The organism is Stenotrophomonas sp. DDT-1 (genome assembly GCF_001580555.1).
GTDB classification, from domain to species: Bacteria; Pseudomonadota; Gammaproteobacteria; order Xanthomonadales; family Xanthomonadaceae; genus Stenotrophomonas; species Stenotrophomonas sepilia.
On record NZ_LEKR01000006.1, the window covers coordinates 23,724 to 36,694 of the forward strand.

The 12,971-nt window shown below is 65.7% G+C and carries 15 protein-coding genes, 4 tRNA genes and 1 riboswitch; of the genes, 6 read left to right on the plus strand and 13 right to left on the minus strand.

All coding sequences use genetic code 11. From position 1 onward, the window contains the following. Positions 1–66: 66 nt before the first annotated feature. Both AB839_RS04555 and AB839_RS04560 read left to right on the plus strand, forming a co-directional pair. A complete protein-coding gene (locus AB839_RS04555; protein ID WP_061478462.1) occupies positions 67–354 on the plus strand; it encodes a hypothetical protein in 288 nt (95 codons plus the stop codon). Next, positions 351–1,400, plus strand: a complete 1,050-nt coding sequence (locus AB839_RS04560; RefSeq protein WP_061478463.1) for a 4Fe-4S dicluster domain-containing protein — start codon at positions 351–353, stop codon at positions 1,398–1,400. Before AB839_RS04555 ends, AB839_RS04560 begins: the two co-directional genes overlap by 4 nt. A gap of 9 nt (positions 1,401–1,409) precedes the next feature. Here the strand turns inward: AB839_RS04560 and AB839_RS04565 are convergent, their stop codons facing one another. Together AB839_RS04565 and AB839_RS04570 are read right to left on the minus strand one after the other, a co-directional pair. Continuing rightward, a complete protein-coding gene (locus AB839_RS04565) occupies positions 1,410–1,646 on the minus strand; it encodes a hypothetical protein (RefSeq protein ID WP_061478464.1) in 237 nt (78 codons plus the stop codon). A gap of 358 nt (positions 1,647–2,004) precedes the next feature. After that, positions 2,005–2,208: a hypothetical protein gene (locus AB839_RS04570; protein ID WP_061478465.1), complete on the minus strand. Its 204-nt coding sequence runs from the start codon at positions 2,206–2,208 to the stop codon at positions 2,005–2,007. A 111-nt stretch (positions 2,209–2,319) separates the two neighbouring features. Between AB839_RS04570 and AB839_RS04575 the strand changes: the two genes are divergently transcribed. Further along, positions 2,320–2,721 carry a helix-turn-helix transcriptional regulator gene (locus AB839_RS04575; protein WP_061478466.1) on the plus strand — a complete coding sequence of 134 codons (402 nt, stop codon included), beginning with the start codon at positions 2,320–2,322 and terminating at the stop codon, positions 2,719–2,721. A gap of 22 nt (positions 2,722–2,743) precedes the next feature. Then, positions 2,744–2,807: riboswitch (Fluoride riboswitch) on the plus strand. A gap of 81 nt (positions 2,808–2,888) precedes the next feature. Then, a complete protein-coding gene (crcB, locus tag AB839_RS04580) occupies positions 2,889–3,281 on the plus strand; it encodes a fluoride efflux transporter CrcB (RefSeq protein WP_061478548.1) in 393 nt (130 codons plus the stop codon). 3 nt (positions 3,282–3,284) lie between these two features. Here crcB and AB839_RS04585 read toward each other — a convergent pair whose 3' ends face one another. Continuing rightward, positions 3,285–4,118 carry an AraC family transcriptional regulator gene (locus tag AB839_RS04585; RefSeq protein ID WP_005415997.1) on the minus strand — a complete coding sequence of 278 codons (834 nt, stop codon included), beginning with the start codon at positions 4,116–4,118 and terminating at the stop codon, positions 3,285–3,287. Positions 4,119–4,300: 182 nt separating this feature from the next. Here AB839_RS04585 and AB839_RS04590 point away from each other — a divergent pair, with 182 nt between their 5' ends. Further along, positions 4,301–5,377 carry a hypothetical protein gene (locus tag AB839_RS04590; RefSeq protein WP_061478467.1) on the plus strand — a complete coding sequence of 359 codons (1,077 nt, stop codon included), beginning with the start codon at positions 4,301–4,303 and terminating at the stop codon, positions 5,375–5,377. 22 nt (positions 5,378–5,399) lie between these two features. Here AB839_RS04590 and AB839_RS04595 read toward each other — a convergent pair whose 3' ends face one another. The 5 genes from AB839_RS04595 to AB839_RS04615 form a co-directional block, all read right to left on the minus strand. Next, positions 5,400–5,669, minus strand: coding sequence for a hypothetical protein (locus tag AB839_RS04595; RefSeq protein ID WP_005415995.1), 270 nt, complete (start codon positions 5,667–5,669; stop codon positions 5,400–5,402). A 218-nt stretch (positions 5,670–5,887) separates the two neighbouring features. After that, positions 5,888–6,802 (minus strand): ADP-ribosylglycohydrolase family protein, encoded by a 915-nt coding sequence (locus AB839_RS04600; RefSeq protein WP_061478468.1) that lies wholly within the window; start codon positions 6,800–6,802, stop codon positions 5,888–5,890. 120 nt (positions 6,803–6,922) lie between these two features. Then, a tRNA-Cys gene (locus AB839_RS04605) sits at positions 6,923–6,996 on the minus strand. A 66-nt stretch (positions 6,997–7,062) separates the two neighbouring features. Then, positions 7,063–7,138: transfer RNA gene (locus AB839_RS04610), tRNA-Gly, on the minus strand. A 142-nt stretch (positions 7,139–7,280) separates the two neighbouring features. Beyond that, positions 7,281–7,356 (minus strand) — tRNA-Gly (locus AB839_RS04615). 130 nt (positions 7,357–7,486) lie between these two features. On the opposite strand from AB839_RS04615, the gene AB839_RS04620 reads away from it, so the two are divergent. Further along, positions 7,487–7,936: a hypothetical protein gene (locus AB839_RS04620; RefSeq protein ID WP_061478469.1), complete on the plus strand. Its 450-nt coding sequence runs from the start codon at positions 7,487–7,489 to the stop codon at positions 7,934–7,936. A gap of 4 nt (positions 7,937–7,940) precedes the next feature. Here the strand turns inward: AB839_RS04620 and AB839_RS04625 are convergent, their stop codons facing one another. From AB839_RS04625 to AB839_RS04650, 5 genes are all read right to left on the minus strand, one after another. Then, positions 7,941–8,861 (minus strand): biotin/lipoyl-binding protein, encoded by a 921-nt coding sequence (locus AB839_RS04625; RefSeq protein ID WP_061478470.1) that lies wholly within the window; start codon positions 8,859–8,861, stop codon positions 7,941–7,943. Next, the gene (locus AB839_RS04630) at positions 8,858–9,586 is read right to left on the minus strand and encodes an ABC transporter ATP-binding protein (protein ID WP_061478471.1); all 729 of its coding nucleotides are present in this window, start codon (positions 9,584–9,586) and stop codon (positions 8,858–8,860) included. The genes AB839_RS04625 and AB839_RS04630 overlap by 4 nt, the downstream gene beginning before the upstream one ends. 10 nt (positions 9,587–9,596) lie before the next feature. Next, positions 9,597–10,736, minus strand: a complete 1,140-nt coding sequence (locus AB839_RS04635; protein WP_061478472.1) for an ABC transporter permease — start codon at positions 10,734–10,736, stop codon at positions 9,597–9,599. Next, the gene (locus tag AB839_RS04640; protein ID WP_061478473.1) at positions 10,733–12,196 is read right to left on the minus strand and encodes an efflux transporter outer membrane subunit; all 1,464 of its coding nucleotides are present in this window, start codon (positions 12,194–12,196) and stop codon (positions 10,733–10,735) included. The genes AB839_RS04635 and AB839_RS04640 overlap by 4 nt, the downstream gene beginning before the upstream one ends. A 605-nt stretch (positions 12,197–12,801) precedes the next feature. Beyond that, positions 12,802–12,877, minus strand: a tRNA-Gly gene (locus AB839_RS04650). Between the last annotated feature and the right edge of the window lie 94 nt (positions 12,878–12,971).

Below are 12,971 nucleotides of genomic sequence, written 5' to 3' on the forward strand. Positions count from 1 at the left end.
GCCCTGCGGATGCTGCGCCAGCCTCGGCGGAGTATACGCGCCGCCCTCATTCCGATCCGGGACAGCATGAACAGACCCTCTCCCAGCCGCCGCCAGCAGCTGATCCACCACTGGGGCGCCATCCTCTGGCCCAGCTTCATCGCTGCAGGCCTGGCCAGCGTGGTGTTCTTCGCCTTTGTCGACCCGCTGCGTCTGCAGGCGATCAGCTTTCCGGGTACGGCGATCAGCCGCGAACTGGGCTATACGGCAGGATTCTTCATGTTCTGGTCGGTGACCGCACTGTCCAGCGCGGTCACCTGGTACCTGCAGCGACCGATGCCAAGCGACGACGACGACGAGCTGCCGCTGGGATGAGTACGCCCTGCACCGGAATCCCACGCCGCTGGCATTGGCGCGCCGCGCTCAGCATGCTCTTGCTGGCCTTGTTCTATGCCCTGCCATGGCTGCGCTGGAATGGGCGGCAGGCCCTGCTGCTGGACATCAACGCACGGCGCTTTGACCTGTTTGGCTGGACATTGTGGCCCAGCGATGTCGGCGTGCTGATCGGGTTGCTGGCGGTGCTGGCGGTCGGCCTCGCGCTGCTCACCCACCTCGCCGGCCGCATCTGGTGCGGCCACGCCTGCCCGCAGACGCTATGGCGCCGCGCCTTCGACTGGATTGCGCGCGCCATGGCCCGGGCCTTGCCAGCGCCCGGCGTGGGCCCTGCCACCCAGGTGGCCTGGGGGCTGCTGTCGCTGTGGACCGGCATCACGTTCGTCGGTCTGTTCAGCCCGATCGAAGAACTGGTGGCCGCCGCGCCGCATGCCGGCTGGAGCGGCTGGGAAACCTTCTGGGTGCTGTTCTATGCCGCCGCCACCTGGGGCAATGCCGGCTTCCTGCGCGAGCAGGTGTGCCGTTCGCTGTGCCCGTTCGCGCGCCTGCAGCCGCTGCTGACCGATCCGCATACACCGCGCATGTTGTACGACGCGCGCCGCGGCGAACCGCGCGGCATGCGTCCGTCGGGGCTGGGGGGCGTGCTCGGACGCGGCCGTGGCCTGCTCGACCCGACCACCGCACAGGACTACGTGTTCCGCGCTGCACATCCGCTGCTGGCCGGACCGATGCCTACCTTCAGCGCCGACCGCCTGGGCGACTGCACCGATTGCGCTGCCTGTGTCAGCGCCTGCCCGATGCAACTGGATATCCGCCAGGGACCTCAGGCCGATTGCCTGGCCTGCGGCGCCTGCCTGGAGGCCTGCTCGCAGCAGCAGCACCAGGCCGGTTTCGGCCCGGGGCTGGTACGCTACTGCAGTCCGCAGGCCATGGCCGGGCAACCGCGGCAATGGTGGCGACCGCGGACCCTGGCACTGCTGTCGATGCTGCTGGCGCTGTTGGCCTGCGGCGCCTGGCGCCTGCTTTGAATCAACGGATCAACGCTGCCCGTTGGCGTGCGGCGGCACCAGCTGCGCACGTCGGACGATGCCCAGCTGCTCGATGATCAGCGCCATTTCATTGGTGACTTCGGTACGCTCGGTCCCCTGCGGGACCAGGCGGTCCAGCACCTGCTGGTAGGTATCCCAGAACGCCGGACCGCATCCGTGTTTGTGATAACTGGCTTCCAGTTCGCGGCGTACCCGTTCAGCCAAGCCATGCATGCCGTATTCCATACGACCTCCGTTGGACTTGTCCTGCATCGTTGACGGTCTACCGACTCACTTGCGAGCTACTGAAAGACTCCCGGGCTTCACGTCCGGTTGATCCCAATTAGTCATAGATTTCACGACAGGTCAATTACATGCCGCGACTTTCGTGATTGAAATTATTAATCGTTCACGAAACCACATACGGGGAGACGGGGTACCCGGATGGGTCGGACCCGACACACTGCTCCGATTTCCCGGCCCCGCTTTGGTAGGCGCCATCGATGGGCAAGCCCCGTTCCATCGAAGTTTCCAATGTTGCTAAGCATACTTAGCAAATACTGTTTAGAGTGCTATATGCGACAAAAGGCGGCGTAGTTGAGGCTTACTCGCCCTGCGTAGCCTCAGTCGCGGGGAACAGGTTGGGATAGCGCTGATGCAGGATGTATTGGCGTAGCGCAGGAATCGGAAAGTTCTTGGGCCATTGCGACACGGCAGATCGGCTTATGCCAAAAAAGCGCGCCAGTTCGGCATCGGTCCGGAAACCCAGCCGGGCGCGTACCTGCCCCTTGCTCCAGAATTCGGTCACGGTCGGTCCTTCTGTTAACCAGACTTATTCTTGGAACAAGGGAACTTTGCGATCCACGCGTTAAGCTGGCTTGCATAGATGAATACTCTCGGCCAACGACTCGCCATTGCCATGAAGAAAGCCGGGCACCCTCGCCCGGCCGATCTGGCCCGCGCCGCCGATTCGACGACGGCAACCATCAGCAACTGGCTCAACGACCATGTCAGCCCCGCCCATGTGAAGGCCGAACAGCTGTTCCGCATCGCCGATGCGGCCAAACTGGACGCGCGTGAACTGCTGTACGGCGTGAGCGGGCTTGGCGTCGGTGAGCGGGGCAATACCTATATTCCCAGCCAGGCCCACCTGGATGTCTGGCAGGACGCCTACGAACTGGTCAGCCATCTGGTGGAGGAGAAGGGATTGCAGATCGACCATCGCCGCCACGCGGCCCTGGACCTGCTGGCCTTCGAACTGCTGATGGACGGCTTCAGCCGCAGCAAGGTCATCCGGGTGCTGACGACCTCGATGACGTGAATGCACCGCCACTGGTAGCATGGTCGCGGATGGGGATGGGGCTCCCCCGATAACCGCCCGAAAGGGCTGATGGCTCCTGCCAGGACGAACCGGTGTTCGTCGATGGCGGGTCGTGCCTGCTGTCGGCGTTCGCCATCGAATCAGCGAACCCGCAACCGAGGCACGTGATGCACGCATTGAACAATTATCTGCTGGTCTTCATCGGCGGCGGGCTCGGCGCCTGCCTTCGCTATGCCTGCAACCTGATCGGTGCGCGGGTATCAGTCGGCAGCCCGTGGCCATGGTCGACCTTCCTGATCAACATCAGCGGTGCACTGCTGATGGGCGTGCTGGTCGAAGCCTTCGCCCTGCGCAATGGCGCCTCGCCGCAGTTGCGCCTTCTGCTGGCCACCGGCGTCCTCGGCGGCTACACCACATTTTCCACCTACGCACTGGAAATCGGACTGCTGCTGCAGCGCGGCCAGCATGGCCTGGCGGCGCTGTATGCCGGCGGTTCGGTGGCACTGGGCCTGGTCGGCCTGTTCGGTGGCATGAAACTGGCCCGGCTGGTGCTGGGCTGAGGCTCAGCCCGCGCCGGCGCGGGCCTGTCCGCGCCACTCCCGCGGCGACTGTCCGGTATGTGCCTTGAATGCGCGCGACAGTGCTGCTTCGCTGCCATAGCCGACGTCGTCAGCGATCCGCTTCAATGGGCGCCCTTGGCGCAGCGCCTGCTGCGCCAAGCCCACCCGCCAGCCCTGCAGGTACTGGCCCGGAGTAGTGCCCATCGCCTCACGGAAACTGGCAGCAAAGACGCTGCGTGACATGCCGGCGACCTCGGCCAGGTCTTCCAGGGTCCAGGACTGTGCGGGCGCTTCATGCATCGCCACCAGCGCCAGCCGCAGCCGCGGATGCCCCAGCCCGGCAAACAGGCCACCACGCATCTCGCCCCCTTCCATCAGCTGCCGCAGCACCTGGATCATCACCACCTCGAACAGCCGGTTGACCATCGCCGCACGCCCGCAGCGCTGCTCGAAGGCTTCTTCGAACAGCAGCTCCAGCGCTGCGTTGCCGCCGTACAGATCGGCCAGCGGCAGGCAGATGAAATCGGGCAACGCCGCGCTGATCGGGTTGAGCCGCCCGCCCTCGAAATGCAGATTGGCGCAGGCCATGTCGGCGCCATGCTGCGGATCGGTACTGAATCGATGCGGCATCGGCCGTGGGTACAGCAGCAGGCTCGGCACCTCGACCTGGACAGTCTGCTGGCCATGGCTGACCTGCAACGGGCCACGTCGCACCAGATGCAGCTGCCCGGCGTCATCCTCGCCCGCCAGCGAGTTGATGCCGCACAGCGCGCCGGCATGGAACACCGAGGCGGTAACCGCAAAGCGTTCAAGCAGAATGGCGAGACGGTCGACCATGACGGGACCCTGGGTAAAGTAGAAAGAGATCAAGGCGACACATCGTATCGGAATCCTCCCGTAGCGGACGTGATCAACTCCGGGAGCGGGCGCCCCCCAGCCCGCCCTTCCTGCGGCAGTGCAGCGCGCGCAGGCTGCTGGCGGCGTCTAAGCTGACGCGATTCCCGGATGGAATGCCCGTGATGTGTCGCTTGCTACGATGTGCCTTCACCCTCGCCCTGCTATTCCCTGCGACACAGGTGATGGCCGCACCCGCTGCATCACCGCGCACGTTCAGTGGCGAGCTGCAGAGGGCCCCGTGGCGCCTGGACGTGCCGGCTGACTGGAACGGTGACCTGGTGATGCTGGCGCACGGCTACGAGCCGGTAGGCATGCCACGTGCTACGCCGATGGCTGCCAATGACGGCACCGCGCCACTGCTGGCGGCAGGCTACGCCGTCGCGCAGAGCGCCTATGCCAGCCAGGGCTGGGCGGTGGCCGATGCGATCACCGACATGGAACGCCTGCGCCGGCATGCAGTGGCTGAGCTCAAGCATGTGCGCCATATCTGGATGCTGGGATTTTCGATGGGCGGCGCCGTGACCCTCGCCAGCCTCGAACGGTTCCCGCAACATTACGCCGGTGGGGTGTCGCTATGCGGCGCCAATCTCAGTGGCGAACAGATCGCGAGTGATCTGCTGACCACGCTGGTCGCTTTCGATTATTTCTTTGCCAAGGCCGAAGGCCTGCCGGCTGCGGGACTGGTCTCACGCGACGCGGCTGCGCTGCCACAGGGCGAACTGTACCAGGGCATCTCCAATGCGCTGCAACGCAGCCCCTCGCATGCCGCGTTGCTGGCACAGCGGCTGCAGGTGTCCGCTGATGCACTGGCCGGCACGATCAGCCTGCATGCACTGGTCCTGCACGAACTGGCCACGCGCAGTGGCGGCATGCCGGTGGGCAACAGAGGTGTGGCTTACAGCGGCTTCGGTGACGACATGGCGTTCAATGCCGGCGTGCAACGTGTCGACGCCGTGCCTGCCGCGCAGGCCGCTGTCCGCAGGGAGCTGGCATTGAGCGGTGCGTTGAGGCGACCGCTGGTGATCCAGTTCAACAACAACGACCCGACGATCGTGCCGCGCATGCAGACGGTGTATCCGCAGACGGCCGCACGGGCCGGCGCCCGTCCGCTGCCACAGGTGCTGCCGCGCGTTGGCGAAGGCCATTGTGGCTTCTCCGGCGCGCAGATCATCGAGGCGTTGAAGGCCGCGCAGCGTTGAGCAATCGCGGCCCACGCGCAGGTCAGCCGCCCAGCGTGCCCATCGTGAAGGTGTAGCCCGAGCTCATCAGGAATTCGCGCATGCGCATTTCCGCGCGCCGTGGTGAGGCCAGGTTGGCCGGCGCGTACAGGGCATACACCAGGCCCGACCCTTCGATATGCTCGCGGCGCACCCCGCAGCGGGCGGTTTCCGAGGCGATGACCCATCCGTCCTTCAGCCGATCCGGGCCAATGGATTGCCCGTTCTTCAAGCGGAAGGTCAACCAGCGCACATCTGCCGTGACTTTGCTCATTTCCGTTTCGCTCCGTGGCTGGAACGACGCGTGATGTCCTTGCTCGCCATTGCGGCTCCCTGAGACGTGGAACTCGACCATAGCGCCTTTCCATGTCGTGGCCGGCTGAGACTGGCGACCGGGGCGCGGCGAACGGCTGCAGGTGAAGCAGCGCGGCGTCGGAAATGGCGGCCGCAGGGAGCGCCCTGCCGGCGCAGTTCACAGGCAGGGAACCCGACTCACGCAGCGCGGTCGCTGCCCTGGTTCAAGGCGTGCAGCGCATCGGCCAGCGCCTGGATTTCGGCACGCAGGGCCAGCCGCTGCAACCACCGCCCGGGGATTCCGCGCGCACCATGGAATGCGCCCGCCAGCTGCCCCGCAATGGCGGCCGTGGTGTCGGCGTCCTCGCCAAGATTGGCCGCCTCGAGTACGACGGCTTCAAAGGTGTCGTGGCGATCAAAGCACCAGAGTGCAGCTTCCAGACTGTCGACAACATAGCCATTGCCACGGATCTGCTCACGCGCGGCACCGCGGTAGCCGCCCGCCGCGATCTGCTGCAGCCGCACGCTCTCGACGGGAACATTGCTGAGATCCAGCACCCCGTCGCGGGTGCCACCTGCCAACGCCCGCTCCAGCGCGACCACCAGCAAGCGGCACGCCTCCAGACACTCCTGCGCAGCGTGCGTGGTTCGCGAACTCAACGCGGCCATGGCCTGCAGGTTGGGGGTCCCGGCGTAGCGCAATGCCACCGGCGCCAAACGCATGATCGAGCCATTGCCAGCGCTGCGCGGGTCGTCACTCCCCGCCAGCGGATGGCCATCCTGCAGGAACCGGTCGATGGCAGCCCGCGTTGCCATACCGATATCGAAGCACTCGCCGGTCGCACTCCAGTACCCATGCCGGTACCAGTTGGCGTAGCGGTTCATCTGATCGTGCACATCGAAGGTGTCACAACGCACCAGGCTCTCGGCCAGGCACATCGCCATGGAGGTATCGTCGGTCCATTGCCCCGGCTGCAGCTGGAACGGCCCACCGCCCACCATGTCGGTGATCGGGGTGAAGCTGCCACGAGGCTTGAACTCCAGCGTGGTACCGACGGCATCGCCGCACGCCAGGCCGAGCAAGGCGCCGCGGAAGTGGTCAATCTGGTTCATCAGGCAAGTGTAGCGCCGCCGCCTCCGTCATGACTGACCGCCAGCCGCGCAACGATCGCGCGAGCGCGAAAGTGATCGCAGCCAACAAAAAAGCCCTGACCGGAGTCAGGGCTTTTCAATTGGAGGCCTCAAGCGGAATCGAACCGCTGTAAACGGATTTGCAATCCGGTGCATAGCCACTCTGCCATGAGGCCAACGTACTGCGCGCCAGGAACGTAGCCCTGACAAGACAAAACCCCAAGATGGGGCCTGTCGGAACATGGAGCGGGAAACGAGACTCGAACTCGCGACCTCAACCTTGGCAAGGTTGCGCTCTACCAACTGAGCTATTCCCGCGTAAGCCGACATGCTACCGGAAATCCGGAAAACACACCAGCGATTTCACTTTTCTGACTGCGCGTAAAGGCTTGTGGCCCAACGTGCCCCGCCTTGCCCGGGCGGGAGAAAAACAAGGCCCCTACCGGGGCCCTGTAGAATCTGGAGCGGGAAACGAGACTCGAACTCGCGACCTCAACCTTGGCAAGGTTGCGCTCTACCAACTGAGCTATTCCCGCAGATTCTTCGACGTGCGTCGAAGGAGCGCTATTGTGTCCAAATTCCTTCACGCCGTCAACAGTCTTCACATCATGCGGTCACGGCGTCCGCACTGGGGTACGCTGCCCCGCCCAAGCACGGACACCGCCGATGCCTAGACGCTACGTCCGCCTGTTCTGGTTGCTGGTCGCGCTGACCTGGTTGGCGCTGATCGCCGCACTTGTCAATGCTGGCTTCACCCCAGACTACTGGCTGCTGCATCGCCTGGAAGGCGCCCAGCTGCCCTACCCGACCAGCACCGTCATCGTGTTCGCGTTGCTGGGCACGGTTGAACTGGTGGTGGCGGCGCTGATCGTGCGCCCGTGGAAGCTCAAACGCCTGTGGCTGCGCCTGCTGATCGCCTTCGCGCTGCTGCTGGCGTGGTCGATACCGTGGATGCTGTCGGCGATGCACCAGCCGCCGGTACAAGGCATGCACCTGCTGTGGTTGCTGCTGCTGGACGTGGGCCTGCTGCTGGCGCTGTGCGTGGTGTCGGCGGTGAGCGCGTGGCGGGCGCTCTGCCGGCGCGGGTCACCACAGACTCCCCCGTCGCAGCGCTAGAGACCTACTTCCGGAACTCCACCCGCACATGCTGGCCGAAGCGTGCCTTGGCCTCGCCGTCAAACTCCAGCACGCACTCCACCACCTTGGCCACGCCACGCCCGGCATCTTCAGGAAGGCGTGCCTGCGCGAACACCGGGCTGATGCGTACCACGCGTGCAGGTGGCAACGTGCCCGTGTTCTCCGCACCATCACTGTCCGGCACGACAGCAGCCTTCATGCCCACCTGCACGGCATCGGCGTAGGCGGCGCTGAGCTCGGCACGCACCTGCAGCGGGCGCGCCGGCAGCAACGAGATCGCCGGCTTGCCCGCCTGCACGAAGGCACCGACGCCCGGCACCTGGCCGACCACGGTGCCGGCTTCCGGCGCGCTCAACGACATCTGCTGCAGTCTCAGCTTCGCGTGCTCCAGCTTGTGCTGCGCCAGGTCGACCTGCGCACCGGCCACCTCGACATCGGCACGCACACCGGCCAGCTGCTGTTTGGCCGCATCGGCCTGCTGGTTCGAGGACACACCTTCGCTGGCGCCCGTGGACAGTCGGGTGGCGTTGCGCTCCAGTTCGCGCAGCTGCGCCTGGCTGCCCTTCAGGCGGTCATTGGCCAAGGCCAGATCGGCGGTGGCCATTGCCACTTCCTGCTGCAACAGGGCGCCATCCAGCGACAGCAGCAGCTGCCCCTTCTTCACCGTGGCGCCTTCCTTCACCGGCGCGGCAGTGATCGAGCCATCCACCGGCGGTGCCAGTGCGATCAGGCCACCTTCGATGTCAATGATGCCCCGTGCCACGGCGACCTTGCCGGCGGCGGCAGTACCCGCCTTGCCTGAGGGGGCCGATGCGACGGTAGGCGCTTCCCTGGAACAGGCGCCGAGCAGCAGTGCCGCGGACAGGGCCAGGCTGAGGGGAAGCAGATGCGACGTCTTGGTCATGGGGCGGACTCTACGGTTTCGTTCTGGCGGCGGTCATCACGGACCATGCCGTCTTCCATGGCGATCACCCGATCGGCATGCCGGATCAGGCGCGGATCGTGGCTCACGCACAGCACAGTCGCGCCATGCGCCCGCGCATAGCGATGCAGGATGTCGATCACGCGCTGACCGTTCTCGGCGTCCAGCGCGCTGGTGGGTTCGTCTGCGAAGATCAGCGTTGGCGACTTGGCGAAGGCACGCGCCACCGCCACGCGCTGTTTCTCGCCACCGGACAGCTGCGCCGGGCGCATGTGGCTGCGGTGGCTGAGGCCGACTTCTTCCAGCGCCCTGCGGGCCAGCGGCTCGCTTTCGCGATTGCGCATGCCGCGGTAGCCCAGTGGCAGCTGTACCTGCTCCAACGCAGTCAGTGCCGGGAACAGGTTGAAGCCCTGGAACACGAACCCGACATGGTGCAGGCGGAAACGCTCCACTTCACTGCGGGTCATGTGGCCCACGTCCTGGCCCAGCGCGTGCACGCGACCGCCATCGGGTGCGGACAGGCCGGACAGCAGCGACAGCAGTGTGCTCTTGCCGCAGCCGGACGGGCCCGACACCAGGGTCAGCTCGCCAGGATAGATGTCCAGCGACAGGCCACGCAGCACCGGCACCTGCACATCACCGGACATGAAGCCTTTTTCCAATGCGTCGGCCTCCAGGGTCGGGACGACGGCGCGTGCGGAAGTCATCGGCCGGTCCTCAACGCAGCAGCAACGATGGATCGGAGCGGACGACACTGCGCACCGCCATGATGCTGGAGAGCATGGCCATCACCGCGACCAGCGCCACGCAGCCGAGGATCACCATCGGCGTCAGCTGCACCGGCACGCGCTGGGTCTGCGCGATCAACAGCACCACGGTACTGAACGCCGCCGCCAGCAGCATGCCCACGCCACCGATCAGCAATGCCTGCTCGAACACCACCCGCGCCAGCGCATAGCGGCCTGCACCGAGTGCATTGAGCGTGGCGTACTCGCGTACCGAGCCGGCCACCACCGAGGCGAACGACTGGTTGGTGATCACCGCACCGACGAAGCAGACGATGACGGCCATGAACAACACGGCGATCCCTGCGCCGGTATCGAACAGCCAATACTGCTGCGAACGGCTGGCGAACGCCGGCGCGGTCCAGAACTCGACCGGTGTGGCCTGGCCCATCGACGCGGCCAAGCGGTCACGCACGCGGTCGGCCAGGTCCGGCGAGCGCAGGCCCGCCACGAAATAGGTGCTGCCCTCGTGCGGGTCAGTGCCGGCGATGGCGCGCGCGGTGTCCAGCGAGGCCAGAACGTTGACGCCACCGAGGCCGCGCAGTCCCGGTTGTGCGGCGACCACGCGCACCGCCTTGCCATTGATCCAGGCACGGTTGTTCTGCAGGTCCACGCCCAGCGTATCCAGATCGGCGCTGTCGACGATCACCGCACCCGGCTCGCGCAGCTGCGCGCGCAGGTTCGCAGGCAGGATGCGCGCGAACATCATCGCGTCGTCCCGGGTGGAGATGCCGGACAGGTACACCGACACATTGCCGGTGCCCTGCGCGCCGGACCGCCATTCGCCGTCGACCCACTCGTAGGGTTCGACGCGGGTAACATCCGGGTCCATGCGCAGGTGGCTTTCCACATCGGCGCTGATCGCATGACCGTAGTTGACGCTCTGGGTGCCGGGAAAACCGGCCCAGAGATCGGCCGAGGATGCCTTCACGTAGATCGCGGCGGTACCGAAGATGCCCAGCACCAGTGCCGCCTGCACGATCAACAGTACACCGGCGAAACACATCGCCAGCACCACCGGCAGGAAACGGCGCCACTCATAGGCCAGGGTCTTGCGCGCGAGTGCGATCATTGCGGTTCGCCCTCACCCTCGGCAGGCAGCGGGGCACCGCCGAGGGCGCGGTACAGCGATGCAAAGGCCAGCACGCGCGCGCCCTGCGCAGCGATCAGGTCGGCCTGCGAGGCGAGTGCGGCGCGTTGCGTATCCAGCCCGTCGAATTCGCTGGACAGGCCCAGCTGCACCTGCCGCGCCTGCCGCTTGACCTGCTGGTTGGCGGCATCATTGGCCGCACGCAGCGATTGGATGCTGCTGTCCTGGCGCGCCAGGCTACCCAGTGCACCTTCCACTTCGCTCACGCCTTCCAGCACGGCCTTGCGGTAGCCGAGCAAGGCGGCGTCCAGTTGCTTCTCGTCGGCATGGAACCGCGCGCGACGCTGGCCCCAGTCCCACAGCGGAATATCGATGTACGGGCCGATCGACGGGCTCGAATCGGAATTGGAGCGGGCGTTCTGGGTGAGGTTGTACGCGTACAGGATGGAGCCGCCAAGGCTGATCCGCGGATACATTGCAGCGCGCGCCGAACCCTTGCTGGCCGCTGCCTGCATCACCTCTGATTCGGCCAGCAGAATCTGCGGGCGGTGGCGCAGCAGATCCGCAGGGACCTGCTGCAGCGTGAACGCACCCAGCGTCGGCGGGGTGCGGTAGGCGTGCCAGGCCGGATCCGGACGCTCGCGGCCCAGCAGCAATGCCAGCGCACGGGCGGCGTTGTCGGCGTTTTCCCGCGCCTGCGCGATGGCCGCACGGGTGGCCGCCTGCCGCGCGCGCAGCCGTTGCAGCTCGCCCGGCTCATCCAGACGCAGCCGCTGACGGACCAGCGCCAGCTGTTCGCCGCGGTCGTCCACAGCCTGCTGCCGGGCCAGCAGGTCCTGCTGGGCCTGTGCCACGGTAAGGTCCAGATAGCTGCGCACCACGTCGGCAATCACCGCCACCTGTGCGGCATTGCGCAGCGCCTCGGCATTGCCGGTCGAGGCCTGCGCGCTCAGCTGCGCGCTCTCGGCGGCGCCGAACAGCCCCAGGTCCCAGATCGCTTCGATGCCTGCATGGAAATAGGTGTCGACCGCGGCGGCGTCCTGTACCTGCTTGGCGCTGGCCGAGATCTCCGGCAGGAAGCGCGAATCCGAGGCGCCGGCGACGATCCGCACTGCCTGCAGGCGCAACGTGGCCTGCTGCAGATCAAGGTTGCCTGCGATGGCCTGGTCCACCAGTCCGTCCAGCGCCGGGTCGGCCAGCACCTTCCACCACTGCCTGGCGTCCACCGCCACACCCTGCCCCTGCGGCACCTGGGTCCAGGCGCTGGGTGTGCGATCAGGCAGGTCCGGGACGGACACCGACATGCAACCCGCCAAGGCCAGGGTTGCCAACAACGCGCCGGGGCGCAGCACTGCCTGCAGGGAGAGTCCTCGCCCTGTCCTGGGCACTGCCACTGAAGTGATACGCCTGACCACCAGCCCGCCAACGTGTAGAAGGAGCATGAAGGCTACCGCGCGATTGTGGAGCGAACATGGAGAAATCGTCCGAAAAAGGTCACAGCACGCGTGCGGTTCAGGCAACGCCGACCCAGCCTTTCACTACGCTTTCAATGCGTTCCCGGTACGGAACACTGGACGACTTTCACGGCGTATTGCACATTGCGGCAATTCCTTGCTTCGATGCTGCACGACCGTGAAACACCCTCGCCGTTGGCTGCTGATTGGCTCGATCACGACAGCGACTGTCGGTGTGATCGTGCTCGTCCTGACCACCCCACTGGTCTCGAACGCCCTGCTGCTACTGATGGAGCGCAGCAACTTCATTCCCGCCGAATCCTCGATCCTCACCTTCGAGCCGTATGCGATCAACGACGGTTCGTCGAACTACTGGTTTTATGGGAAGGACCGCACCTACTACTACCACTTCACCTACGAGGATGACGTTCCCTACGTCTACATCCCGCAGGACAACCGCTGCCCCGGTTTCGACCGGCAGAATGCCCGGACCTGGTGCAGCGCCCTGCCCGGCAAGGCACGCTGGCGCGGTGGTGGTGCAACCGGTGTGACAAACGAAAAACGCTCCCTTTCGGGAGCGTTCTTCTTGAATCTGGAGCGGGAAACGAGACTCGAACTCGCGACCTCAACCTTGGCAAGGTTGCGCTCTACCAACTGAGCTATTCCCGCAGATTTCGTTCGACCTGCGTCGAAGGAGCGCTATTGTGTCGATATTGCTGCACGGCGTCAACAGGAATTTTCGGCCGCATTGTGGGGCGGCGTT

What these genes read in the sequence shown, in the direction of transcription:
- AB839_RS04560 (WP_061478463.1), top strand. Translation starts at nt 351, where the DNA reads ATGAGTACGCCCTGCACCGGAATCCCACGCCGCTGGCATTGGCGCGCC.
- AB839_RS04565 (WP_061478464.1), bottom strand. Translation starts at nt 1,646, where the DNA reads ATGGAATACGGCATGCATGGCTTGGCTGAACGGGTACGCCGCGAACTG.
- AB839_RS04640 (WP_061478473.1), bottom strand. Translation starts at nt 12,196, where the DNA reads ATGCTCCTTCTACACGTTGGCGGGCTGGTGGTCAGGCGTATCACTTCA.
- AB839_RS04590 (WP_061478467.1), top strand. Translation starts at nt 4,301, where the DNA reads ATGTGTCGCTTGCTACGATGTGCCTTCACCCTCGCCCTGCTATTCCCT.
- AB839_RS04620 (WP_061478469.1), top strand. Translation starts at nt 7,487, where the DNA reads ATGCCTAGACGCTACGTCCGCCTGTTCTGGTTGCTGGTCGCGCTGACC.
- AB839_RS04625 (WP_061478470.1), bottom strand. Translation starts at nt 8,861, where the DNA reads ATGACCAAGACGTCGCATCTGCTTCCCCTCAGCCTGGCCCTGTCCGCG.
- AB839_RS04555 (WP_061478462.1), top strand. Translation starts at nt 67, where the DNA reads ATGAACAGACCCTCTCCCAGCCGCCGCCAGCAGCTGATCCACCACTGG.
- crcB (WP_061478548.1), top strand. Translation starts at nt 2,889, where the DNA reads ATGCACGCATTGAACAATTATCTGCTGGTCTTCATCGGCGGCGGGCTC.
- AB839_RS04595 (WP_005415995.1), bottom strand. Translation starts at nt 5,669, where the DNA reads ATGAGCAAAGTCACGGCAGATGTGCGCTGGTTGACCTTCCGCTTGAAG.
- AB839_RS04600 (WP_061478468.1), bottom strand. Translation starts at nt 6,802, where the DNA reads ATGAACCAGATTGACCACTTCCGCGGCGCCTTGCTCGGCCTGGCGTGC.
- AB839_RS04575 (WP_061478466.1), top strand. Translation starts at nt 2,320, where the DNA reads ATGAAGAAAGCCGGGCACCCTCGCCCGGCCGATCTGGCCCGCGCCGCC.
- AB839_RS04630 (WP_061478471.1), bottom strand. Translation starts at nt 9,586, where the DNA reads ATGACTTCCGCACGCGCCGTCGTCCCGACCCTGGAGGCCGACGCATTG.
- AB839_RS04585 (WP_005415997.1), bottom strand. Translation starts at nt 4,118, where the DNA reads ATGGTCGACCGTCTCGCCATTCTGCTTGAACGCTTTGCGGTTACCGCC.
- AB839_RS04635 (WP_061478472.1), bottom strand. Translation starts at nt 10,736, where the DNA reads ATGATCGCACTCGCGCGCAAGACCCTGGCCTATGAGTGGCGCCGTTTC.